Here is a 24,832-nt window from a genome sequence, read left to right as displayed (position 1 = left end):
TTATATTTTGGTACAAACCACTTGATTGTTGAATTCCAAACTCACTATAGCATATTTTTCCAAGGAATTGTCCTTGGAAGCTTTGGCATAAAAGGCCATGAAATTTTTAAACTTCATGTTCAGATTGTCCACTCCACCCAAATTCACCACAAAATTTTCCATGCGGAACCTAAGCTGATAGTTTCCTTCTTCCTCTATATGGATCCCGATGACGTTTTTTCTCAAAAAATCGTCTTCGTTGATATAGTTCAAAATAACATAGGCATCCTCAAGGGACTTCCCTGTAATCTTACCCGTAATGATGGGGACGCGAGCCGAATGATACCGTGACAATGGCATGCGTTTTCCCAGATCATCCAAATAAAATTTAGTGACTCCCTCAACTCTCCCTATGGGTTTTCGCTGAACAATCTTAGAGATAAGCTCCCCGTTTACAGTAAGATAGACTTGGGCGTTTTTCACCATATCGTTGGACTCAATTACCTCCTCTATGGTATTCAAAACTAATTGTTCTTTATCCCTATTTTTTAAGGGTCCGTAATTTTGTATTAACAATTTATTAACCGCATCCTCGGTCAAATACAAGTTATCCTCGCCCACAAATTTTATGGCAACGTCGCTTACTTTCTTTTGTTTGCTCCTATGATCGGCAAAACCGTAAAGGGCAATTACGGCCACCGACAAAAATGCCAGTTTGATGTAATTCCAATTAACCCGCATAAGCCAATTCTTTTTTAATTTTTGGTACTTCCAATCCAATATCACCTGCCCCAAGAGCCACTAAAACCCCTGTTTTACAGTTCTTTATCTCATTCAATAAAGTTGATTTTTGAACCAACTTTTTGTTAGGGTTCTCTATTTTATCCAACAGCCACGAAGAAGTAACCCCCTTCATGGGCTCTTCACGCGCTGGGTAAATTTCCAAGAGTATGATTTCATCAAACTGGGAAAGGCTGGCCGCAAAATCATCCGCAAAATCTTTTGTTCTTGAGAACAAGTGGGGTTGAAAAATCACGGTGATCTTTTGTCCAGGATGCATTTCCCTAATGGCTTGGTAAACCGCATTAATCTCGGTTGGGTGATGGGCATAATCGTCGATAAAAACGAAGTCCTTTTCCTTGATCTGATAGGAAAATCTTCTTTGTACTCCCTTAAAACTTGCCAAAGCTTCGGCTAGGCGGTGTGGTGGGCAACCGGTTTGCACCGCCATTCCGAATGCAGCTAATCCATTGAGCAAATTATGCCTTCCGGGTTTGTTGAACTTAACGTTCTTGATAACCTCCGAAGGCGTGACCAGATCAAATATGTAGGTACCATGTTCAATGTCAATATTTTCTATGCAGAAGTCAGAACCGTCCTCAATCCCAAAGGTGATGCCTTCCATGGGCAACCCTTTTCGAACAAACAATTTTCCTCCCGGCTTGATTTTTCCGGCAAATTCCCGAAAAGAATGATGTAGTTCTTCTTTGGTGCCATAAATATCCAAATGATCGGCATCCATGGAAGTGATACAAGCCACTGTTGGGGAGAGCCTCAAAAAGGATCGGTCGAACTCATCCGCTTCCACTACGGAATATTCGGTACCATCCAACACAAAATTACTGTTGAAATCCTCCGAAATACCTCCTAAAAATGCCGTGAAGGGTAAACCACATTCTTTGAGCAAATGGGCCAGAATGGCCGATGTGGTCGTTTTACCATGCGTTCCTGCCACTGCCAAGCAAAAGGAATCCTTGGTGATGATGCCCAATACTTCGGAACGTTTCTTTATTTGGAAACCATTGTTCTTATAAAAGTTCAGTTCCGTATGGTATGTTGGGACCGCTGGGGTATACACCACTAGGGTTTGGGGATGCTTGAAGGTATCGGAAATTAAATCCACATTGTCCTCAAAATGGACAGGAATCCCAATTTCCTCAAGTCCATCGGTAATAGGAGTCGGCGTTTTATCATATCCGGCCACTTCCTTGCCAATGAAATTGAAATAGCGCGCCAAAGCGGACATACCAATCCCTCCGATGCCAATAAAATAAACGCTATGTATGTCCTTCAAATTCACCTCAACAATTTTTCAATTTCGTCCACAATATGTTCCGTAGCCTTTGGCATGGCCAGTTTTTTGATGTTCTGGCCCAAGTTTTTCTGCGCTTCTTCGGATGCCAATAATTCCGTAAAACCGCTCTCAAAGTTTTCTTCCAATTCTGACTCCTTCATCATGATGGCTGCATTCTCCGCCACCAAGGCACTGGCGTTCTTGGTCTGATGATCCTCGGCCACATTGGGTGAGGGAATAAAAATCACCGGTTTTCCCACCAAACAGAGTTCCGATACCGAACCGGCACCTGCCCTTGATATGATTACATCGGCGACGGTGTAGGCCAAATCCATCCGATTGACAAAGGGCAACACCTTCACGCTATCGGAATCATACTTTTTATAGTCTTCGTGATAGAGTTTTCCACATTGCCAAACCAATTGCAGTCCTTGCTTGTTGAAAAAATCCAATTCCTTTTCCACCAATTGGTTGATACGACGTGCGCCTAAACTTCCACCCAAAACCAACAGGGTTTTCTTGTTGGCATCCAATCCAAAGAAAGCAATGGCTTCTTTTTTATCGGCTTTCAAATCCACCAAATCCATGCGGATCGGGTTCCCAGTTTTTACGATTTTTTCCTTTGGAAAAAATTTCTCCATTCCATCGTAAGCGACACAAATTTTCTCTGCCTTGCCAGCCAATAGTTTGTTAGTGATCCCTGCGAAGGAATTCTGTTCTTGAAGCACACAGGGAATTCCAGCGCCGGCGGCAACCTTCAACAAAGGCCCGCTGGCAAAACCCCCTGTACCTATGGCCACTTGGGGTTTGAACTGTTTCACTATTTTACGTGCTCCTAACAAACTACTTATCACTTTAAAGGGAAACATGAGATTTTTCAATGTCAGTTTCCGTTGTAATCCACTGATCCACAAACCTTTTATTTCGTATCCGGCCTGTGGCACTTTTTCCATTTCCATTTTATCCTTGGCCCCCACGAACAAAAACTTCGCGTCCGGATGTCTTCTTTTTAGCTCGTTGGCTATGGCCACAGCGGGATAAATATGTCCTCCCGTTCCTCCTCCAGATAGAATAAACCTATAATTGCCCACTCAATACTTCTAAAGGGTTCGTTTCATCTATGTCATAGGATTGCTCCTCCAAATTCTCTTTTTTGTTGCTGGCGCTAAGCACAATGCCGATGGCCATACAGGTCATCCAAATGGAAGTACCTCCCATACTGATCAAGGGCAACGGCTGACCCGTTACCGGGAACAACTGTACCACAACTGCCATGTTGATGAAAGCCTGGAACACAATCGGAAGTCCTACCCCTATCACCAATAATTTTGAAAACACCGTTTTAGCCGAATGCGCTACCACCACGATCCTGAACAGCAACAACAGATAGAAGAACAACAAAGCGCCCCCGCCAACCAATCCGTATTCTTCAATGATGATCGCAAAAATGAAATCGGAGGTACTTTGCGACAACATATTCTTCATGACACTCTTGCCTGCTCCCTTGCCCACAATGCCCCCTTCCGCCACGGCTATCTGGGCCAATGTCAATTGGTGCAAATCATCCTTATCGGCATTTTCTGGGTGCAAGAAAGTCTCTATCCTGGATTTCCAAGTACCTGCTCTCTGTGGCAAAACATCGGGTGCCTTGAACAGTACAAACAAGAACATACCTGCAAATACAATCCCAACCCCAAGCATGGAAAACAAATATTTTAATGGATAGCCTCCCAAAAAGCAAAGCACCATCACCATAAAACAAATGATGGCCGCCGTTGAAAAGTTCTCCGGTAAAATCAATAAAACCACCAAAGCAACAGGAAGCCAAAGAGGTAAAATACTTTCTTTGAAAGTGATCTGTACATCCTTGATCTTGGTCAAATACCTGGCAATCCAGATCATCAGCACCACCGATGCCAGAGTGGAGGTCTGGAAATTGACCCCTACAAATGGAATCTTGATCCAACGGTTTGCCGTTACCCCACCGATCCTGGTTTCCACCGTTAGGGTGTAGGCCAACAGAATCAGAACAATGGGAAGTGCAATGATGGAGAGTCCCTTAAAATAATGTGTCGGGATTTTGTGAATGGCATAAATGATCCCGAATCCCAAGAACAACAACATGGCATGCTTGACCAAGTGACCGATGGTTGTCCCATCCCCATTTACATAGACCAAGTTGGTACTGGCACTGTACACGGGCAAAAATGAGAAAAGGGCCAAAAGAGCTACTACGCCCCAGATGGCTTTATCACCTTTCAGATTTTTGAAGATTGCAAACACGTTTACAAGTTTTTTACGGCGTTTTTAAATTGATTTCCCCTGTCCTCATAGTTTTCAAACAGGTCAAAGCTGGCACACGCTGGTGAAAGCAACACGGCATCACCACGTTCTGCCATTTTATAGGCCACCTTTACAGCCTCTTCCATGGAATACGTCTCGATCATCAAATCGATTACATTGCCAAAGGCATCCATTAACTTGGAATTATCCATACCCAAACAGATGATTCCTTTTACTTTTTCCCTGACCAATGGCATCAACTCGGAATAATCGTTCCCTTTATCCACACCACCAACAATCCACACGATGGGTTTTTTGATGCCGTCCAAAGCGTAAAACGTAGCGTTCACATTGGTAGCTTTGGAATCATTGATGTACTCCACATGGTTGATTTTCAAAACTTTTTCCAATCGGTGTGGCGCTCCCTGGAACGACTGGATACTCTGGCGAATGGTTTCTTTCCTTACCTTCACCAGAAGGGCGGCCATACTTGCGGCCATTGTATTCTTCACATTGTGTTGCCCTTCCAAGGCCAAAATATCTGTACTCATTTCCAAGGTTTTATGTTCTAATTTTATTTTAATCGTATCATTTTCGAGCCAAGCTCCTTCTTCTACCTCCCCTTTTAGGGTGAATGGAATCAATTTGGACCGTACGGGATGCTTTTTCAACCAATCCACCAAAACTTCATCGTCTGCATCATAGATCAGGTAATCCTGCTCATCTTGATTCATCGCTATGCGAAACTTGGATGCGATGTAGTTTTCAAATTTGTACTCATAGCGATCCAAATGGTCCGGTGTTATGTTCGTGATCACGGCCACATGGGGTTTAAAATCCACAATGCCATCCAGTTGAAAACTGCTGATCTCCAAAACGTAGTGATCAAAATCCTGCTCTGCCACCATCTTGGCATAGCTATCACCAATGTTACCGGCCATGCCAGCATTCAAACCACCTTCCTTGACCAAATGGTAGGTCATCATAGTTGTGGTGGTCTTTCCGTTGCTTCCCGTAATCCCGATAATGGTTGCATCGGTATATCTGGAAGCAAACTCGATTTCCGAAATCACTGGAATACCTTTTGCCACAAGCTCCTTAATCAAAGGCACTTTGTCAGGTATTCCCGGACTCTTCATCACCATATCGGCATTGAGAATTTTGGCCTCCGTATGTTGGCCCGATTCCCATTCGATCCCAAAATGTTCAAGAACTTCTTTGTATTTATCCTTTATCTCACCTTTATCCGAAACAAAGACTTCAAATCCTTTTTTCAATCCTAAAATGGCGGTTCCCACACCACTTTCTCCTCCTCCAAGTACCACCAAACGTGCCATCTATCTAATTTTCAAGGTGACAATACTGATGATCGCCAACAATATCCCAATGATCCAAAAGCGGGTCACTATCTTGCTCTCGTGGTACGATTTCTTCTGATAATGGTGGTGCAAAGGAGCCATCAGGAAAATGCGCCTTCCTTCCCCGTATTTCTTTTTGGTATGCTTGAAATACCCCACTTGCAGCATCACGGACAACGATTCCGCGAAAAAGATGCCGCACAAAATGGGTAACAACAATTCTTTGCGAACGATGATGGCGATCACGGCGATGACCCCTCCAATGGTGAGACTACCTGTATCGCCCATGAACACTTGTGCCGGATAGGCATTGTACCATAAAAATCCGACCAATGCCCCCACAAAGGCAGCGAGGAATACCACCAATTCACCTACTCTTGGCAGATAAAAAATATCGAGATAACTAGAAAACTGAATATTACCGGAAACCCAAGCAAAAATGCCCAAGGTGAGTACGATAATGGCAGAGGAACCTGCCGCCAAACCATCGATACCATCCGTTAGGTTGGCCCCATTGGAAACTGCTGTTACAATAAGGATGACCACTGGAATAAAGATGATCCAAGCATAATCTTCCATACCATCACCCATCCAAGAGATGAAATCGGCATAATCCAATTCATTGTTCTTGAAAAAGGGCACATTGGTACGGACAGCCTTGGTCTCTTCTCCAAAAACCCGTTCCACTTTAAAGTTTTCCGTAATGGTGGTCGTATCCTTTTCCTTTATGGTCACTTGTGGGTGAAAATACAGGGTCAACCCCACGATCAATCCCAATCCGACCTGGCCCATTACCTTAAACTTGCCCTTTAGGCCTTGTTTATCCTTTTTGAAGATTTTGATGTAGTCATCGATAAATCCGATGATACCCATCCAAATGGTGGTGATGATCAATAGGATGACATAAATATTTTTGATGTCCGCAAACAAAATAACAGGCAATAATGTGGACATGATGATGATCAATCCACCCATAGTAGGGGTACCCGCCTTTTGCTTTTGTCCTTCCAATCCGAGATCGCGAACCGTTTCTCCTATCTGCTTTTTTTGAAGGAAAACAATGATGCGTTTACCGTAAACCATGGCTATTAAAAGAGACAACATTACGGCCATAGCAGCCCTGAAGGTGAGGAACCCGAAAAGACTCGCGCCTGGCAGCTGATATTGTTTCTCCAAAAAATCGAACAAGTAGTATAGCATGGACTACGTTATTTATTTAAGCTCTCCAAAGCTTCTTTTACTTCTTTAAAATCATCAAAATCCACACGGACACCATTGGTTTCCTGATAGGTTTCGTGCCCTTTTCCGGCCACAAGAATGATGTCGTGGGCCAAAGCCAGTTTACAAGCGGTTTTTATGGCCTGCTTCCTGTTTTCTATGGACAACACCTTCTTGGCATTCTGGGGCTCCACTCCTGCCTCCATTTCTTCAATGATCACCGCAGGGGATTCCGTTCTAGGGTTATCCGAAGTGAAAATGGCCTGATTGCTCATTTCGGAAGCGATATGACCCATAACCGGACGCTTAGACTTATCACGGTCACCACCACACCCCACTACGGTGATGACGTTTTCATTTCCAGTCCTCAATGCATTGATCGTAACCAATACATTTTTTAGTGCATCCGGCGTATGGGCATAATCAACAATAGCCGTTATCTTATCTTTTGAAATGTAATATTGGAACCTACCGTCTACATTTTCCAATTCGCTCATCAACCTTAGAATCTCCATTTTCTCCAGACCCAACAGATCCGCAGTGGCATAAATGGCCAACAGGTTGTAGGCATTGAAATCACCGATGAGTTTAGACCACAGTTCATTCTCATCCATCTTCAACAGTTGCCCGTTGAACTGCCTTTCCAAAATCTGGGCCCTGTAATCCGCATAGGTTTTTAGGGCGTAGGTATATTTTTTGGCCTTGGTGTTCTGTAACATCACTAAGCCGTTCTTATCATCAATGTTCACCAAGGCAAAGGCTGTTTTGGGAAGTCCATCGAACAACTTCTTTTTGGTATCCCTGTACTCTGCAAAGGTTTTGTGGTAATCCAAATGATCGTGGGACAGGTTGGTAAAAATGGCCCCTGCAAAATGTAGTCCTTCGGACCTTTTTTGATGGATACCGTGAGAGCTCACTTCCATAAAGCAGAACTCCACACCCACCTCGTTCATTTTGGACAAATAACTGTTGATGGTCAACACATCAGGTGTGGTATGGCTGGTTGGAAATTCCATTTCATCCACCATTACCTTGATGGTTGAGATCAGCCCTACCTTATATCCTGCTTTTTTGAACAAGTTGTACAAAAGCGTAGTTACCGTGGTTTTTCCATTGGTTCCTGTAACCCCAACAAGCTTTAGATTTTTGGAAGGGTTGCCATAAAAATTAGAAGCCACAATCGCCAAGGCACTGTTGCAATCCGGTACTTTTAGGTAAGTAACACCATTGACCAATATTTCAGGAAGCTCTTCACAGATAATGGCCTTGGCCCCGGAGTCCACCGCTTTTTGAATGTACTTATGCCCATCGGTCAAGGTTCCTCGAACGGCCACAAAAATATCATCCATCCCAACTGCCCTTGAGTCGAAATGGATATGGTTCACCAACACATTGGTGTCCCCACTTACCGCGGACAAGCTTACTCCATATAAAATATCCTTCAACAACTTCATGAAAGCTCCAATACTATTTTTTTGACTCGTTTGATATCGGTTCCCTGATCTATGGATTGTTTTTTCACCTTTCCGTTCCCATGCACCTCCACTTCCAACCCCATATTTTCCAAAAGGGAGACGGCATCCATACCGCTCATACCTTTCACATTGGGCACGGTGCTGAATTTCTTTTGGGCCTGGGCAAAATATTGTTGATAGTTTTCGTCGAGCTTAGCATCCTCGATCATATCACTTTCCACTTCATCCACCATAGGTGAAATGGCATGTATCTTTTGGGCCATGGATTTAAAAACAGGACCAGAAACATCCGCCCCATAATACCCAACGCTTTTATCGGGCTCATGAATGACCACAATACAGGAATACTTAGGGTTATCCGCAGGGAAATAGCCAGCAAAAGTGGAGATATAGGCCAATTTATCAGGGTCCTTGGTCACATAGTTTTTTTGACAAGTACCTGTTTTACCGGCCATGGAGAAGTTTTTGGAATACAGTTTATGCCCTGTTCCGAAATCCTTTTCCACCACACCCTTCATCAATTGTTGTACTTTTTCAACGGTTTCATGGGAACAGATGGAAGAATTCACCACTTGTTTATCAAATCGTTTTACCACCTTGCTACCATCACGTACCTCTTTGATCAAACGGGGTTTTACAAATTCGCCATCATTGGCAATGGCATTGTAAAAGGCCAAGGTTTGCATAGGAGTCAAGGAAACTTCATAACCATGCGACATCCAACCCAAGGAAATTCCGGACCATCCTTTTTCCCCTGGATAGCGGATCACTGGATCACCCTCCCCGATGATAGGTAGACCCAACTTTTTATGAAGCCCCATGTTCATCAATCGGTTTACGAACTTTTCGGGCTGTTCCTTATAATTTTCGTTGATGATCTTGGCAAAAGCGGTGTTTGAAGAGACTTCGAAAGCCTTGGCTACCGAAATTTTTCCATATCCGCCTGGCCTAGAATCCTTTACTACTCCATCATAAATACGGTAACGACCATTTTCGGTATCAACCACGGTACTGGTATCCACCACCTTGTCCTCCAAAGCGGCCACTAAAGACATCAGCTTAAAAGTGGAGCCGGGCTCATGGGATTCCCCAATGGCGTAATTGAGTTTTTCGTAATATTTTCCGTCCGAGGTTCGGCCCAAATTCGAAATGGCCTTGATTTCCCCTGTTTCAGTCTCCATGACCACCACACATCCATGATCAGCCTTATATTTTTCCAGCTGTGCCAAAAGCTCATGATGGGCAATATCCTGAATGTTCACATCTATAGTGGATACCACATCCAGACCATCTTGGGGTTCTACAATGTTATCCAGTCCAACCGGTTTCCATTGGCCCTTGGCTATTTTTTGTTTTAGACGCTTCCCTTCCTTGCCACGCAAATAGGTCTCGCCAAAAGCACCATCCATGCCCACACGGGTATAGTACCCATTCTCGTCCACCCTTTCATACCCAATGCTACGGGCTGCCATTTGACCCAAAGGGTATTCACGGACCACACGGTGTGTTTCAATAAATCCACCTTTATACGGACCAAGATTAAAAAGTGGGAATTGCTTGATCCTGACAAAGTCGAGATAATCGATATTGCGTGCCACCAATGCATAACGGTTCCCATTGGCCCTTGCCTTGCGGAACAATTGTCTGTAATAGGAAGATGGCCTGTTGAACATCATTCCCAACGAATCGGAAAGTGCAGCCACATGATTCTGGAAATTATTTTCGGACACCGTTTTGGCATCAAACCGAATTTCATATTTGGATACGGAAGCCGCCAACAAACTGCCATCCTCGGAATACAAATTGCCTCGATTGGGTTCAATGGTGAACATTTTCTCCGTCTTGCTCAAGGCCAATTGCTTGTATTCATCAGCCTTTACCACCTGAATATCCACCACCTTCACGATTACCGCAATGGCCAACACCACAAGACCCCCGGAAACCAGGTACAGTCTGTTCATGATATTTTTTTCAGTGATCGGCATCAGTCAGCAGATTTTACTTTGATTTTTTTAGGTGGATTTTCGGAAGGGACCAATCCTTTGTCAGCAACCACTTGCCTTAAGGTCGATTCCAATTTGAGTTGTTGTACTTGGGAACGGCCCTGAAAGAATTCGCTCTTCAGCATCCTGACCTCTTCATTAAGGGCAGCGATCTCAAGGACCTTTCGGTCAGCATTATGGCTACTGGAAATCATCAAGGCTGCCAAAAACGAGGCAAACAACAAGAACATCCAGTTCTTGGGAGCATCCCCGCTCACCAAAAACTTTCCTTTTAGTATGTCCAGTAATCCTTTTCTCATTTCATCTTCAATTGTCATTCCCATGCCGACGGGAATCTTTTAAAAAATCACCTTTCGACTGCGCTCAAGATGACATTTCAACTTCTACCTATATTTTTTCCGCAATCCGGAGTTTGGCACTGCGTGCCCTATTGTTCTGTGCTATTTCTTCTGCTGATGGTACGATGAGCCCTCCTACTTTTTTTAGAGGAACACTGATGTTCCCATAAAAATCCTTTTCCGGCTCGCCTTCAAACCTTCCATCACGGATGAACCGTTTTACCAACCGATCTTCCAAGGAATGGTAACTGATCATACTCAATCGGCCTCCTTGATTCAGTAATTCTGGAACCTGCATCAAAAATTCCTTGAGCACTTCTATTTCTTGGTTCACTTCGATCCTGATAGCCTGATAAATCTGCGCCAAGATTTTGTTCTCCTTCATCTTGGGCAAAAACTTGCCAAGCACCATCTTCAAATCATCGGTTGTTTTGATAGGTTTTTGTTCCCTTGCTACAACAATGGTCTTGGCCATGGCGTTGGCATTCCGTAATTCACCATATTGGAACAAGACGGTTGCAAGATCCTCTTGGGAATACGCATTGACCACCTCAAAGGCCGATAGGGCGTTGGTCCTGTCCATCCGCATGTCCAAATCAGCATTGAACCGAATGGAAAAGCCGCGCTCCGCCTCATCGAACTGATGCGAGGAAACCCCAAAATCCGCTAAGATTCCATCAACTTTCCGAATGCCATAGAACTTTAAATATTGCTTGAGGTAACGAAAGTTCTGGTTGATCAACTGAAATCGGTCGTCATCGATAGCGTTCTGCAACGCATCTTCATCTTGATCGAACGCGAACAACTTTCCACCTTCGCCCAATCGCTTCAAAATTTCACGGGAATGTCCTCCGCCACCAAAGGTGACATCTACGTACACCCCATCTTGTTTTATGTTCAATCCGTCCACCGACTCCTGTAACAAGACCGGATTGTGGTACGCACTATTCATCGTCATCAAAAATCTCCTCGGCCAAATCGGCATAATCTTTCTCCCCTTCGGCCAAGACCTGCTCGTACATATCCTTGTTCCAGATCTCTATCTTATCGAACACCGCATTGAGGACCACTTCCTTGTCGATCTTCGCATAATCCACCAAGTTTTTAGGAATCTGCAATCTGCCCGTATCCCCATCAATGGCCACCTCTTTCATGCCCGCCACAAAGTTTCGGACAAACGCATCGTACTTGCGATTGATCTTACTTTTCTTCATGACCTTTTGCATGAGCACATCAAACTCCTGTTTGGGATACAACTCCAGACATTGTTGAAAAACGGACCGCTTGATCACGAACCCTTCCTTGATCACGGGCAACAACTGATTCTTCAAGGAAATGGGCAAGAGCACCCTTCCTTTAGAGTCAGCTTTACAGTCGTGTTGTCCGATGATATGGGTCACTAGAAATCAATTGGTTACTTAATACAACTCAAATATATAGATTTTATTTCCACATTTCTCCACTAAACACCACTTTTGTTAATAAATTCCCCACTTTTGAACGCAAAAATACCTTTTGGCGATGGTAAACCCGACCTCAGAATGGGTGGAGAAGTTCCCTGGAAAATTGTCGTTCATAAAAATCTTGGTGTCGTTGGGCCAAAAACCTGAAATCTTTATGATTTGAATTGCCTATATTTGCGCCTCTTACTACCAACTAACTATAGATGGAAGAGCATTTAATTGAGGACGGCAAATACCGATATATAGAAAAGGGAGAAGGAACCCCCATGATCATATTGCACGGACTCATGGGCGGATTGAGCAACTTCCAAGGGGTATCGGAGTATTTTCCGACCAAAGGATACAAGGTCTTGATCCCTGAACTTCCCATTTACGACATGCCTATCCTGAAGACCACCGTAAAGAACTTTGCCAAGTTTTTGGAAGACTTTATCGAGTACAAAGGACTGAAGGATGTGATTCTTTTAGGCAACTCCTTAGGCGGCCATATTGGGCTTTTGCACACCAAAATGTTCCCTAAAATGGTAAAGGCCCTTGTTATTACCGGCAGTTCTGGATTGTACGAGAGCGCCATGGGTGACGGTTACCCCAAACGCGGTGACTACGAGTTCATCAAAAAGAAGGCACAAGATGTTTTCTATGACCCTGAAGTGGCCACTAAGGAAATCGTGGACGAGGTATTTGCGACCGTGAACGATAGGATGAAATTGGTCAAGACCCTTGCCATAGCCAAAAGTGCCATTCGCCATAACATGTCAAAGGACCTTCCTCACATGAAAACCCCTACCTGTATTATTTGGGGAGAAAACGATACGGTTACCCCACCCAATGTAGCCAAGGAATTTCATGAACTGTTGCCGGATTCCGATTTGTATTGGATCGAGAAATGTGGGCATGCCCCCATGATGGAGCACCCTGAGGATTTTAACCGTATCCTTGATGCTTGGTTGAAAAAGCGTAACTTCTAGCCATGAAAATCACATCGGCAGAATTTGTCATGAGCAACTCCAATGTTGCCAAATGCCCCAATGAACCCCTGCCTGAATATGCCTTCATAGGCCGTTCCAATGTGGGCAAATCGTCCTTGATCAATATGTTGGTGGACCGAAAAGGTTTGGCCAAAACTTCGGGAAGGCCCGGAAAAACACAGCTCATCAACCACTTTAAGATCAATAACAACTGGTTTTTGGTGGATTTACCAGGCTATGGATATGCCCGAGTTTCTAAAAAGGACAAGAATACCTTCCAAAAGTATATCACGGAGTATTTTCAAAAACGCAAGCAATTGGTATGTGGTTTTGTTTTGGTCGATATACGCCATGACCCACAACCTATTGACCTTGAATTCATGGAATGGTTGGGGACCAACCAAATTCCCTTTGCCATCATCTTTACCAAGGCGGACAAACTGAAACCTGGGGCCGTGGAGAGGCAGGTGAACGCCTACTTGCAAAAAATGGTGGAGGGTGTTTGGGAAGAAGCGCCCCCACATTTTACCACTTCATCCGCAAACCATATGGGCGGGGAAGCACTGTTGGAGTTTATAGACGGTATCAACCAGGATTTTTTCAAAAATCAATAACCGTTTAGTTCTCCGCAAGCCATCATTTTAGGGAAAAGTTTAAATTCAGTAATTTTCCGTTTAACTTCTGTACCCATGGATGCGGTCAAAACCTATCACGATGTCAACAAGGCGGATGGTTCTCTCAGTTTCGGGATTTCCAAAATGGAAGACATCTACCAAAAAAGAAAAGGGCGGCCCGATGTTCCACATCGCCATGATTACTACACCATATTAGTAGTGAAGGAGGCCGAAGGTAACCATATTGTGGATTTTACCACACATACCCTGAGCAACAATCAAGTATATTTTATCAGTCCAGGTCAAGTACATCAACTCACCGAAGACAAACCCACAGTTGGCTATTCCATTGTTTTTTCATCCCAATTTTTGGCCTTGAACCATATTTTGGTGGACTTTATTGAAGACATCAATCTCTTCAACGATTTTTCCAATACACCTCCCTTACAAGTGGGAATTAAGGAAATGGAGCTCCTTACCTCCTATTCTGAGGAAATGTTGCGCTTAAACGCGGGGGATTCCGCCTATAAATATGAAGCGATCGGTGCGCTCCTCAAATTATTGCTGATCACTTGTCATAACTTGTGTTCCTTAAACCAGTTAGATACCCAAACCATGGAGGTTGGGGCCAACTTGGTGCGCAACTTTAAACAATTGGTGAATCAGCATTACAAAACATGGCACCATGCCGCTTCTTATGCCGAGGCCTTGCACATTACCCCCGACCATTTGAACCGCGTTGTAAGATCATTAACAGGAAAAACTGCGAAGGAGCATATCCAAAGTCGAATTACCACTGCCGCCAAACGATTGCTCTATTTTTCTCCACTTTCCCAAAAAGAAATTGCTTTTGAACTGGGCTTTTCGGAACCTGCCAATTTCAGTGCCTTTTTTAAATCCTGCACAGGAATTTCGCCCAGTACGTTTAAACAATCTGTCTGATATCGGATTTTCATAAGTCCTTCCCGTGTTTTCATATCACCGAATCACGAGCGTAGTATGACCTTTGTAGGGAACAAAAAAACAAGAATCATGAAAACCGTATTACACAAAGCCAATACACGAGGACATGCCAACCACGGTTGGTTGGACTCCCACCATACTTTCAGTTTTGCAGGATATCAAAATCCGGAACGAATGCATTTTGGAGTTTTGCGTGTCTTGAACGACGATCAAGTCTCAGCGGCCAAGGGTTTCGGAACCCACCCGCATGATAATATGGAAATCATCTCCATTCCGTTGGAAGGAGATTTGGAACATAAAGACAGCATGGGCAACGTGGCTACCATTAAGGAAGGAGAAGTGCAGGTAATGAGTGCCGGCACAGGCATTTTCCACAGTGAGTACAACAAAAATCCGGACAAGCCAGTCAAGTTTTTACAAATTTGGGTATTCCCGAACAAAAGGAATGTAGAACCCAGATACGATCAAATATCCATTAGAGACATTGAAAAAGAAAATGCCTTTTACCAAGTACTGTCGCCCAACCCAGAAGATGAAGGCGTTTGGATCCATCAGGATGCTTGGTTCCATTTGGGTAAATTTGAATCGGGTGCCGAAGCATCCTATCAAATCCATAAGGAAGGAAATGGCGTTTATGCCTTTATTTTAGAAGGCGAGGTGGAAATCAATGGTCAAAAACTGGAAAAAAGGGATGGTTTTGGCCTTTGGGAGATGGATTCTTTTCAATTTAAATCTCTGACGGACAGTAGAGTATTGTTAATGGAAGTCCCCATGAGCCTATCCCAAATAGGTCGATAATCAAAATCAATCAGTACTCAAAAAAAGCCCAATATTGGGCTTTTTTTGTTCCCAAATTCTATTTCCTAATCTTTATACAACCTCCAAAAGGTTAAGAAATGCCCAGTTCTTTCCAAAGTTTTTGGAATAATTAGGTATTTTAGAATCACCTAATTAACCGAAAATGCACAGGACTTTTTTCATGGCCCTTCTTTGTTTGGCCACTTCAACAGTTTTTGCACAGGACACCTTCTACCCTCCAAAAGTTGAAATATCGGACTATACCCTTTCCAAATTTTTGACCGAACTGACCTTGGCCGTTGGCAGGCAAGACCAAGCTTTCATCCTAGAACATTTGGACCCCAATATTCTGACCAGTTTTGGAGGAGACGGTGGTATTGAAGAATTTAAGGAGTTGTGGGAATTTAACAACGATAGCACCCATTTTTGGAAAGTGGCAGAGCAACTGTTATTGATCGGTGGCCCCAAATATGAAGAAGGTTCCGACAGCTACACCATTCCCTACACCTTTACCGATTGGCCCGAAAAATTTGATGCATTTGAATATTATGTGGTCATGGGTACCAATGTAAACGTAAGGGATAAACCCACTACCTCTGATTCAAAAGTGATTGGACAATTGAGCTATCAAATTGTAAAATACAATGCCCCAGACTGGGAGAATCAACATAAAAATCCTGGTTGGATGAATGTGACCACTACCGACGGCCAAATAAGAGGCTATGTTTTTGATAAATTCCTGGTGTCGCCCATTGATTACCGAATGGGATTCACCAAAACGACAAAAGGCTGGGTCATTTCCATGCTGGTCGCAGGGGACTAAAATCAACACCTTATATTACAAGATCTCACAAAAAACAACTATGGCAACGACCAATAATCGATTTACACCAGCCGGATTTTTGAAAATCATGTCCTTTTTGCATCTGGGCATTGCGGCCACCCCTATCGTTTTAGGCATTTTGTTCTATACCCAAAGTAAAGGCGCCCAATTGAACTTCGACAATTCTGGCGACATGTTCATGGCCATAGTGCCGGTAGTTGCCATTGGCAGTATTTTTTTAGGGGACTTTATTTTTAGAAAAACATTGGGCAATCTACCCAAAAATACGAGCCTTCGGGATAAATTGGCCAAGTTCCAAACAGCATCCATGATCAAATTTGCTTTACTTGAAGGTGCCGCCTTATTTGCAATTGTAATCTTCTCCAATACCCAAAATCTTACTTATTTGATCATTGGGGCATTCTTGATCTTTTATCTCTTGCTCCAACGGCCCACAAAGGATAAAATTGAACGCATTTTGGATTTGCGCGGAGAAGAAAAGGCTAAATTCAATCAGATGAACGAGCCATTGGATTGAATTACAGTTTATCCAACTCCAGCTTTTCAGCAAAGTAGTCGCAGAAATCCTTCATGGTAGCGGTCATCTTTTCATCTTGGGTGGCCTTCATAAAGGTATCGGCCATCGTCATCAAGGTTTGATGGAAAAATATCTTCATTTCATCCACGGGCATATCCTTGGTCCAAAGGTCAATCTTAAGGGACTCCCTATTCTTACTGTCCCAAACGGACAACATCATGGCCTTGGCATCTTCTTCCTGTACGCCACCATCCTGTGCCGACCATTTTAATTCTTCCGGAACACGGTTCTCATCAAGTCCTACGGTCAACTTTATTTCTGAAGTATGTACTACTGCCATTTTATTTTCTTGGTTTGTAATTAGATTGTTTCAATATGTCATCAGCCGGCATCTCAAAAAGTTGATTCAGGCTGACATCATTTTTTTCCATAAAAGCCCTCACGATTTGCCATCCTATATACCTACCCAACCTTCCAGGAGATTGGTTGTCCAATTCCAATCCAAATTTGGAAAAAGGTGCCGGATCCAAGAACTTTCGGTCCAATTTAGAATCGGTGCTGTACAGAACTTCTTGCTCCACAAAATATTTCCAGATCTGTTCCTCGTTGGCCATAGCCCAATCCATCTGTTCATCGGAGTACCCAATTTTTTGCGCATCGGTATTGGTCGGCAATAATTTATCTTTTAGATAAAGTTCCTTCCCGTAATACACCATGCGAGAAAGAAAGGTACGGTTTCGCGGATACGAAATCACCTTTTTGGAAAAGGCACTGGCCACATCCGACGCCAAAAACTTTTTCTCCAACCCCGCGGCAATATACCGTTGAATGCCCTCATAAAAATGATGGTCCTTCCCTAAATAATTGTCCAATCCTATCAATAATAAGGTATCCGTAAGAATGATCCGGTCTTCGTACCGAACGTCGGAAGTCAAGGTCACCACTTTCGGGGTCTCAAATTCAGGAAAGTAATATTTGATATGTTGAAAAAGCGATTCCAATGCTTTTGTTTCAGTTTCAAAATTCCCAAAGTTCTTATCCACTTCTTCGGAAAGTTCCACCTGAAGGGTATCGCCCAATTTGGCTATCCAAACACTATCCGGAAACTGCATGGGGAACAAATAAGGATATTCGTTCTTCAACTTGGGAATGTCAGCTGGGGTTGCTTCAGCAAATTCACGATCAAATCTGGAAATCTTTAGCTCAATAGGAATTTTGGCTATTGCCTCTTCGGTCTTATCGGTCTCCTTACATCCTGATAAAACCAAAATGAACGCCAAAAACAACCAACTTGCCGATTCCGGGCTAAAGTATTTCAACAACCTCTTCATTTTTAAGGGCACAGCGTTTAAATTTACAGGGCACAAAGGTAATTTATAGAATCTAATTTAGAAGATATGCAAACAGAAAAGGTAATTGACCATATTGTAAACTGGCTTAAGGAGTATGCCACCAATGCAAAATGCAACGGTTTCGTTATCGGGGTATCGGGTGGAATCGATTCCGCAGTAACCTCAACACTCTGTGCCAAAACAGGAATGGACCTTTTGTGTTTGGAAATGCCGATACACCAGGGAGAGAATCAGGTAACAAGAGCTGACAAACATATTGATTGGCTTATTGAAAACTTCCCCAATGTTTCACGTCAACCTGTTGACCTTACCCCCGTATTCGATAGTTTGGTAGCCGCTTTCCCAAAAACAAGTACAGAAGAAGAACGCCATATGTCCTTGGCCAACACCCGCGCCAGATTACGTATGACCACACTTTACTACTTTGCCGCACTTAAAGGATACTTGGTAGCAGGTACGGGCAACAAAGTAGAAGACTTCGGAATCGGTTTTTACACCAAATACGGTGATGGAGGTGTGGATCTTAGTCCCATTGCCGACTTGGTCAAGACAGAGGTATATGAATTGGGTAGGGTTCTAGGGGTGAACCATGATATTATGGAGGCACCACCTACCGATGGGCTTTGGGGAGACAGTAGAACCGACGAAGACCAAATCGGTGCAAGCTACCCTGAATTGGAATGGGCCATGGAAATGGACAACCAAGGAAAAACAATCGAGGACTTTTCTGGCAGGGAAAAGGAAGTATTCTCCATCTATAAAAGGTACAATACTGCAAACAAACATAAGATGGTTCCTATTCCCATTTGCGAGATTCCAGAGGGTCTAAAGTAGCCTTTCAACCATAAAACCCCGGTCTAAAACGAAAAAAACCATAGAAAAACTATGGTTTTAAGAAAAAAGTTACAGTTTTACGGCAGCAAATTGTTATCTTGCCTGCTATGCTGCGCAAGTTGCACAACACTAACCAAACACGAATTAATTATTTAAGCGAATGATAAAAGTATTGATCGCAGACAACCATCCTGTAGTAAGGCTGGGGATTAAAAAGGTACTTGAATCCAGTCCTGATATTGAAATCATTGCAGATGTATCAACCACCGCAGAGCTTTTCCAAGCTTTAAAAAACGTTTCCCCCGATGTAGTCATTTTGGAAATGGACATTCCCGAAATCAATGGAATCGCCACCCTTCGAAAAATGAAATTGGAATTTCCCGACATCAGGACCTTAATGTACAGTGGTCAATCTGAAGATGTGTACGCCTTGAGTACCATACGTGCAGGTGCATACGGTTACTTGTCCAAAACCGCTGATTTGGACTACATTGTCACCGCAGTGAAAAAGGTAAGCGAGGGTAATATGTTCATTACCAATGAACTGGCACAACGCCTAGCCTTTGATGAAGGCACCCAAAAACCAAGAAGATTCTTCAGAAAACTGTCTTCGCGAGAAGTTGAGGTATTGAAACTCTTGGCCAGTGGTAAACGAAACAAGGAAGTTGCAGAAGGTCTTAATCTGAACGAGAAAACCGTAAGCACCTATAAGGCCCGTTTGATGAAAAAGTTGAACGTGGACAATTTGGTGGATCTGTTACAACAGGCAAAAGCCTTGGAATTGTATTAAGAATACCCAACCAAACCAACTATAGTAAGTCCCTTTCAACGGTTTTGAAAGGGATTTTTTTATTTATGAAAGAGACCCAAAATCTTTTAAAACCAATGCACTTTTTTGTGCTAATCTTTTTTTCAACTCGTAATAATCACGCGCTTCTTCCATCTCATTTCTATTTGTCTCAGTTTTGGAAGCATTTTCTAAAAGTGATACCATTAAGTCACTTACTAGTTTCAATCTAATTGAAATAACAATTTGTTGAACCCTTCTTTCTAAATCATCCTTCTTGCTTTTTGGGTAAATCTCCCTTCTTTTCCAATCATGTAATTGATATCTATTCTCCACACTATCTAAATCAGCAATTACATTTGAAACGCCTTTAGGGGAAGAACTCACAAAATGGGCAAAATCAAATGATTCTTTATTTAAAAATTGATCAATTAATAGTAAATATGTTTCTTTAAATATTGGATTTGCAAACTCTATTTCGTCTTCTTGAAGATCAAGGTAAAGCTTTTCGGCAACACTTCTCTCAACGGTTTCAGTGTACTCCTCACCAATCTCCTTATCAAAATAAATTTCTTCAATTGATAACTTTTCATTACCAAATTCAATAAGAATTTTTAGAATTTCCTTCTCATGTTCGTCTTCAATATTGACCTTTTCGACCACTGGGTCGTTCTTGACCACTTCAAAGACCTTTTGCTCCTGCTTTATTTTTTTGGAAGCCTCATTTACCTCTTTCTTATTGATTTGTGCCAAGGTATTGTACAGCACCTCTTCGGAAATCTGCATGATCTTGGCGCATTCCTGAATGTAGACCTCTTTTTGGATTCGGTCCGGTATTTTACTGATACTGTTTACGATATCCCGAATGGTATCGGCACGCTTAATAGGATCATTGGCAGCTTCTTTGACCAATAATGATGTTTTGAACTGGATAAAATCCTTGGCGTTTTCTTCCAAATAAAGTACCAGATCTTCATAGGTATTGCTCTTGGAAAAACTATCGGGGTCCTCTCCTTCGGGAAAGGTGCACACCTTCACGTTCATTCCCTGTTCCAATATCAAATCGATACCACGAAGTGAGGCGCGCAATCCCGCAGCATCCCCATCAAAAAGTACCGTTATGTTCTTGGTAAGCCTATTGATCAAGCGTATTTGTTCCGGGGTCAAGGCCGTACCGCTCGAAGAGACTACGTTTTCCACTCCACGTTGGTACATCTGGATTACATCGGTATACCCTTCCACCAAATAACAGTTATCTTCTTTAGCAATGGCCTGCTTGGCGTAATAGATCCCATACAGCACCTTACTCTTATGGTAAATATCACTTTCGGGGGAGTTCAGATACTTGGCCGCTTTTTTATCGTTGGTCAAAATACGTCCGCCAAATCCCAACACCCTTCCGCTCATGGAATGGATGGGAAACATGACCCTTCCTTTGAAACGATCGAACTTTTTGGTTTCACCACCTGTTTGCTCCTTTACGATGGTAAGTCCAGTTTTCTCCAAAAACTCCAACTGATACCCTTCATCCAGAGCGCTTTGGGTAAACGCCTCCCATTGATCCAAGCTATACCCCAACCCGAATTTTTTGATGGTCCCATCCGTAAAACCGCGCTCCTTGAAATAGGTCAGACCAATGGCCTTCCCCGGCTCAGTATCCCACAGGGTCTGTTCAAAATATTTTTGGGCATATTCCGAGACCAGGTACATACTTTCCCGCTCGTTGGCCTGCTCCTTTTCTTCACTGGTCTGTTCGGTCTCGTCAATCTCGATATTGTACTTTTTGGCCAGATATTTTATGGCTTCGGGATACGTAAAATGTTCATGTTCCATCAAAAAAGCCACCACGTTGCCCCCTTTTCCACTACTGAAATCCTTCCAGATCTGTTTTACCGGGGATACCATAAAACTTGGGGTACGTTCATCGGTAAAGGGGCTGAGTCCCTTAAAATTAGACCCCGACTTTTTTAACTGCACAAAATCCCCTATCACCTCTTCTACCCGGGCGGTTTCGTAAACTTGGTCTATAGTGGTCTTTGAAATCAAGTGCGATGTGTTAAACTAGCTGTTAAAGGTAAATAAAAACAAAGTTTTGGGGAATCCAATACCAAGTTTCCCCTTCAAGATTTAGTAACTTAGGAGCTGATTGGACCTTGTGACAATCTTTCTTATTGTTGCACCCAAAGAAAGTAGCTAAAAATTAGATTCATGATACATAAAAGTTTCAGGAACATATCGATGTGGACCACGTTCGTTTTGGCCACCATGGCCAATGTATATGCACAAATGGCCGAAAAGGCAGAACCCGTTTTCATGAATGGTGAGGCCCAGGTGGTAGAAGCCTTTGCCAATCCGGACAATTGGATTAGGGAAGACCTTTGGGTTGAGACCGAGTTCGATTCCGACGGGGATGGCAAACTGGACCGCATGCACGTAGATGTCACACGACCTGTGCAAACCGAAACCGAAGGCCTTAAACTTCCCGTGGTCTATGAGTCCAGCCCTTATTATGCCGGTACCGCTGGACTAGACGCCGATATTTTTTGGGACGTAAAACACGAACTCGGGGAACTTGGCAGGCCTAGACAACATCCGGAAGTAACCCGAATCGGGGAGCGCCCCATCATTTCCAATTCCCAAATACAGACTTGGTTGCCCAGAGGCTATATTGTAGTGCATTCATCATCCCCAGGTACAGGATTGTCCGATGGTTCGCCGACGGTTGGGGGAGACAATGAATCCTTGGCCCCGAAGGCCGTCATCGATTGGTTGTGCGGTCGTGCCAAGGGATATACCGAACGCAATGGCAATGAGGAAGTGAAAGCATTTTGGTCCACGGGCAAAGTGGGTATGACAGGTACAAGTTATAATGGAACTCTACCACTCGCGGCGGCCACAACAGGGGTAAAAGGCCTGGAAGCCATCATTCCCATTGCACCCAACACCTCCTACTATCACTACTACCGATCTAATGGGTTGGTACGTTCACCAGGCGGTTATTTAGGCGAAGATATTGATGTGCTCTATGATTTTATCCATAGTGGGGACGAATCCAAAAGGGCATGGAGCAACAAAATGATTCGAGATACGGAAATGAAAAATGGCCAAGACCGCATTACCGGTGATTATAACGATTTTTGGGCAGGAAGGGACTACCTCAACGACATGAAACCCATGAAAGCCGCCTTATTGATGTCTCACGGATTCAACGACTGGAACGTGATGCCCGAACACAGCTATCGCATTTATAACAAAGCAAGGGAAATGGGACTGCCTGTCCAGATATACTATCACCAAAATGGTCATGGGGGACCACCTCCCATTTCCATGATGAACCGTTGGTTCACCCATTACTTATTCGGGGTAGAAAATGGGGTGCAAAACGACCCAAAAGCGTGGATCGTTCGCGAGAACGATGCACGGGACAACCCAACTCCATATAAAGATTATCCTAATCCCGATGCATCCGACGTTACTTTTTACCTTACCAAAGGAGCTCCGGAAAAAGGAGCCTTAAGCACTCAAAAACCTGCCAAGCAAGGCATGGAAACCTTGGTGGACAACTATTCTTTCAGTGGTTCCAGTCTGGCCCAAGCAGAATCCACCAATCATCGGTTGCTTTATGTGACCCCAATTTTATCAGAGGACGTCCATATTTCCGGAATAGCCAAGATCAAAATTAAATTGGCCAGTAGCAAACCAGCTGCGAACCTGTCCGTATGGCTGGTTTCTTTACCTTGGAACGAAGGACGCAGCTCAAAAATTACGGACAATATCATTACCCGTGGTTGGGCCGATCCACAGAACTATAAGTCGATTACCCAAAGTGAGCCTTTAGTGCCCAACAAGTTTTATGAAATGGAATTCAGCTTGATGCCCGATGACCAAATCATTCCCAAAGGGCAACAGATCGGTTTGATGATTTTTTCCAGCGACAAGGAATTTACACTTTGGCCAGAGCCTGGCACCGAATTAACGGTTGATCTGGATGGAACCGAACTTACCTTGCCCATTGTGGGTGGAAAATTTTAACTCCCAAACGTGGTATACTGACTTTAATCATATGAATCCCAACAAATATTACGTGCCTTTAGGATAGTAAAACCATCCTAAAAACATGAAAATTTTAATCGTTTACGGTACCATGGAGGGGCAAACCACTAAAATAGCCCATTTTATGGAAGAGCTTCTTCAAAAGGAAAACCACAAGGTAGTACTTGCAAATGCCTCCAAAAACCCTCCTACGCCGGATAGCTTCGACGCTATTTTAATTGGGAGTTCCATTCATCTCAACACCTATAACCCTTCCATAAGGGGATATATAAAAAATAATGTTGAGGTACTCAATAAAAAAATAACCGGCTTTTTTTCGGTAAGCATGGCCATCATATCCGATTTGCCAGAGAAGCAACATGAAATTGACCAAATTGCAAAAAAGTTCCTAATAGACAGTAGTTGGAATGCTGTTGAAATTTGGCATATCGCCGGAGCATTAAAATTCACAAAATATGATTATCTTAAGAAGATAACGATGCGCTCCATTGCAAAAAAAGAAGATGGCCCCATCGATATCAACAAAGACTATGAATATACAAACTGGACAAAAGTGAAAAATCAAGTATCACAATTCTCCAATCATCTGAAAATCAATTCCAATGGACAAACATAATTTCGATACCCTATCCGAAGCAGTGAACACCCTTACCCAAGAAGGATACACAGAAGACTTTGAAGCGAAGGAAAATAGTATAAAGGCCCTCTACTCCAAAAAGGAATATCAGCCGGGCGAGTTAAAAATCATAGATACCTATCGCTTTGAAGGGATGACCAACCCAGATGACCAAGCCACTGTTTTCACCATTGAGGCCAATGATGGCACCAAAGGCACTCTAGTGATGTCCTACAGTGCAGAACATGGCCAAAATGTAGAACTCATTCAAAAAATACCCATAAAAAAGGGGTAA

At 43.2% G+C, this 24,832-nt stretch carries 25 protein-coding genes; 11 read left to right on the top strand and 14 right to left on the bottom strand.

Going from position 1 to position 24,832, the window contains the following annotated elements:
- From D2U88_RS02730 to mraZ, 11 genes are all read right to left on the bottom strand, one after another.
- Nucleotides 1-720, bottom strand: a complete 720-nt coding sequence (locus tag D2U88_RS02730; protein WP_119638754.1) for a cell division protein FtsQ/DivIB — start codon at nt 718-720, stop codon at nt 1-3.
- The gene (gene murC, locus D2U88_RS02725) at nt 710-2,059 is read right to left on the bottom strand and encodes a UDP-N-acetylmuramate--L-alanine ligase (RefSeq protein ID WP_119638753.1); all 1,350 of its coding nucleotides are present in this window, start codon (nt 2,057-2,059) and stop codon (nt 710-712) included. Before murC ends, D2U88_RS02730 begins: the two co-directional genes overlap by 11 nt.
- Nucleotides 2,056-3,144: an undecaprenyldiphospho-muramoylpentapeptide beta-N-acetylglucosaminyltransferase gene (gene murG / locus D2U88_RS02720; protein ID WP_119638752.1), complete on the bottom strand. Its 1,089-nt coding sequence runs from the start codon at nt 3,142-3,144 to the stop codon at nt 2,056-2,058. Before murG ends, murC begins: the two co-directional genes overlap by 4 nt.
- Nucleotides 3,131-4,336 carry an FtsW/RodA/SpoVE family cell cycle protein gene (locus D2U88_RS02715; protein ID WP_119638751.1) on the bottom strand — a complete coding sequence of 402 codons (1,206 nt, stop codon included), beginning with the start codon at nt 4,334-4,336 and terminating at the stop codon, nt 3,131-3,133. The genes murG and D2U88_RS02715 overlap by 14 nt, the downstream gene beginning before the upstream one ends.
- Before the next feature lie 2 nt (nt 4,337-4,338).
- The gene (murD, locus tag D2U88_RS02710; RefSeq protein ID WP_119638750.1) at nt 4,339-5,673 is read right to left on the bottom strand and encodes a UDP-N-acetylmuramoyl-L-alanine--D-glutamate ligase; all 1,335 of its coding nucleotides are present in this window, start codon (nt 5,671-5,673) and stop codon (nt 4,339-4,341) included.
- On the bottom strand, nt 5,674-6,894 hold the full coding sequence (mraY, locus tag D2U88_RS02705; protein ID WP_119638749.1) for a phospho-N-acetylmuramoyl-pentapeptide-transferase: 1,221 nt from the start codon (nt 6,892-6,894) through the stop codon (nt 5,674-5,676). It abuts the gene before it with no gap.
- A gap of 8 nt (nt 6,895-6,902) precedes the next feature.
- Nucleotides 6,903-8,366 carry a UDP-N-acetylmuramoyl-L-alanyl-D-glutamate--2,6-diaminopimelate ligase gene (locus D2U88_RS02700; RefSeq protein WP_119638748.1) on the bottom strand — a complete coding sequence of 488 codons (1,464 nt, stop codon included), beginning with the start codon at nt 8,364-8,366 and terminating at the stop codon, nt 6,903-6,905.
- The gene (locus tag D2U88_RS02695; RefSeq protein WP_119638747.1) at nt 8,363-10,372 is read right to left on the bottom strand and encodes a penicillin-binding protein; all 2,010 of its coding nucleotides are present in this window, start codon (nt 10,370-10,372) and stop codon (nt 8,363-8,365) included. The genes D2U88_RS02700 and D2U88_RS02695 overlap by 4 nt, the downstream gene beginning before the upstream one ends.
- The gene (locus D2U88_RS02690) at nt 10,372-10,689 is read right to left on the bottom strand and encodes an FtsL-like putative cell division protein (RefSeq protein ID WP_119638787.1); all 318 of its coding nucleotides are present in this window, start codon (nt 10,687-10,689) and stop codon (nt 10,372-10,374) included. Before D2U88_RS02690 ends, D2U88_RS02695 begins: the two co-directional genes overlap by 1 nt.
- 88 nt (nt 10,690-10,777) lie before the next feature.
- Nucleotides 10,778-11,680 (bottom strand): 16S rRNA (cytosine(1402)-N(4))-methyltransferase RsmH, encoded by a 903-nt coding sequence (gene rsmH / locus D2U88_RS02685; RefSeq protein WP_119638746.1) that lies wholly within the window; start codon nt 11,678-11,680, stop codon nt 10,778-10,780.
- On the bottom strand, nt 11,673-12,128 hold the full coding sequence (gene mraZ, locus D2U88_RS02680) for a division/cell wall cluster transcriptional repressor MraZ (RefSeq protein ID WP_119638745.1): 456 nt from the start codon (nt 12,126-12,128) through the stop codon (nt 11,673-11,675). Before mraZ ends, rsmH begins: the two co-directional genes overlap by 8 nt.
- 266 nt (nt 12,129-12,394) lie before the next feature.
- Between mraZ and D2U88_RS02675 the strand changes: the two genes are divergently transcribed.
- The 6 genes from D2U88_RS02675 to D2U88_RS02650 all read left to right on the top strand — a co-directional run bounded on the left by D2U88_RS02675 (nt 12,395) and on the right by D2U88_RS02650 (nt 16,895).
- On the top strand, nt 12,395-13,159 hold the full coding sequence (locus tag D2U88_RS02675) for an alpha/beta fold hydrolase (protein ID WP_119638744.1): 765 nt from the start codon (nt 12,395-12,397) through the stop codon (nt 13,157-13,159).
- Nucleotides 13,160-13,161: 2 nt separating this feature from the next.
- On the top strand, nt 13,162-13,773 hold the full coding sequence (gene yihA / locus D2U88_RS02670) for a ribosome biogenesis GTP-binding protein YihA/YsxC (RefSeq protein WP_119638743.1): 612 nt from the start codon (nt 13,162-13,164) through the stop codon (nt 13,771-13,773).
- A 75-nt stretch (nt 13,774-13,848) separates the two neighbouring features.
- Nucleotides 13,849-14,715 carry an AraC family transcriptional regulator gene (locus tag D2U88_RS02665; protein WP_119638742.1) on the top strand — a complete coding sequence of 289 codons (867 nt, stop codon included), beginning with the start codon at nt 13,849-13,851 and terminating at the stop codon, nt 14,713-14,715.
- A gap of 90 nt (nt 14,716-14,805) precedes the next feature.
- Complete coding sequence (locus D2U88_RS02660; RefSeq protein WP_119638741.1) at nt 14,806-15,534, top strand: pirin family protein; 729 nt, start codon at nt 14,806-14,808, stop codon at nt 15,532-15,534.
- Nucleotides 15,535-15,697: 163 nt separating this feature from the next.
- The gene (locus D2U88_RS02655; protein ID WP_119638740.1) at nt 15,698-16,357 is read left to right on the top strand and encodes an SH3 domain-containing protein; all 660 of its coding nucleotides are present in this window, start codon (nt 15,698-15,700) and stop codon (nt 16,355-16,357) included.
- Nucleotides 16,358-16,397: 40 nt separating this feature from the next.
- On the top strand, nt 16,398-16,895 hold the full coding sequence (locus D2U88_RS02650; RefSeq protein WP_147378505.1) for a hypothetical protein: 498 nt from the start codon (nt 16,398-16,400) through the stop codon (nt 16,893-16,895).
- 1 nt (nt 16,896) lies between these two features.
- Here the strand turns inward: D2U88_RS02650 and gldC are convergent, their stop codons facing one another.
- A complete protein-coding gene (gldC, locus tag D2U88_RS02645) occupies nt 16,897-17,235 on the bottom strand; it encodes a gliding motility protein GldC (protein WP_119638738.1) in 339 nt (112 codons plus the stop codon).
- Between the two features lies 1 nt (nt 17,236).
- Nucleotides 17,237-18,226 carry a gliding motility lipoprotein GldB gene (gldB, locus tag D2U88_RS02640; RefSeq protein WP_119638737.1) on the bottom strand — a complete coding sequence of 330 codons (990 nt, stop codon included), beginning with the start codon at nt 18,224-18,226 and terminating at the stop codon, nt 17,237-17,239.
- Nucleotides 18,227-18,292: 66 nt separating this feature from the next.
- Between gldB and nadE the strand changes: the two genes are divergently transcribed.
- The gene (gene nadE, locus D2U88_RS02635; RefSeq protein WP_119638736.1) at nt 18,293-19,081 is read left to right on the top strand and encodes an NAD(+) synthase; all 789 of its coding nucleotides are present in this window, start codon (nt 18,293-18,295) and stop codon (nt 19,079-19,081) included.
- A 160-nt stretch (nt 19,082-19,241) separates the two neighbouring features.
- Nucleotides 19,242-19,871, top strand: coding sequence for a response regulator (locus D2U88_RS02630; RefSeq protein ID WP_119638735.1), 630 nt, complete (start codon nt 19,242-19,244; stop codon nt 19,869-19,871).
- A 63-nt stretch (nt 19,872-19,934) separates the two neighbouring features.
- Here D2U88_RS02630 and dnaG read toward each other — a convergent pair whose 3' ends face one another.
- Nucleotides 19,935-21,914 (bottom strand): DNA primase, encoded by a 1,980-nt coding sequence (dnaG, locus tag D2U88_RS02625; RefSeq protein ID WP_119638734.1) that lies wholly within the window; start codon nt 21,912-21,914, stop codon nt 19,935-19,937.
- Nucleotides 21,915-22,133: 219 nt separating this feature from the next.
- Here dnaG and D2U88_RS02620 point away from each other — a divergent pair, with 219 nt between their 5' ends.
- The 3 genes from D2U88_RS02620 (at nt 22,134) to D2U88_RS02610 (ending at nt 24,832) form a co-directional block, all read left to right on the top strand.
- Nucleotides 22,134-23,900: a Xaa-Pro dipeptidyl-peptidase gene (locus D2U88_RS02620; protein WP_235855705.1), complete on the top strand. Its 1,767-nt coding sequence runs from the start codon at nt 22,134-22,136 to the stop codon at nt 23,898-23,900.
- A gap of 85 nt (nt 23,901-23,985) precedes the next feature.
- On the top strand, nt 23,986-24,537 hold the full coding sequence (locus D2U88_RS02615) for a flavodoxin domain-containing protein (RefSeq protein ID WP_119638733.1): 552 nt from the start codon (nt 23,986-23,988) through the stop codon (nt 24,535-24,537).
- On the top strand, nt 24,524-24,832 hold the full coding sequence (locus D2U88_RS02610) for a phosphoribosylpyrophosphate synthetase (protein WP_119638732.1): 309 nt from the start codon (nt 24,524-24,526) through the stop codon (nt 24,830-24,832). Before D2U88_RS02615 ends, D2U88_RS02610 begins: the two co-directional genes overlap by 14 nt.

This window comes from Flagellimonas aequoris, assembly GCF_003584165.1.
GTDB lineage: Bacteria > Bacteroidota > Bacteroidia > Flavobacteriales > Flavobacteriaceae > Flagellimonas > Flagellimonas aequoris.
The sequence above is the reverse complement of the archived record's forward strand: the minus strand, read 5'-3'. Positions and strand labels throughout refer to the sequence as shown.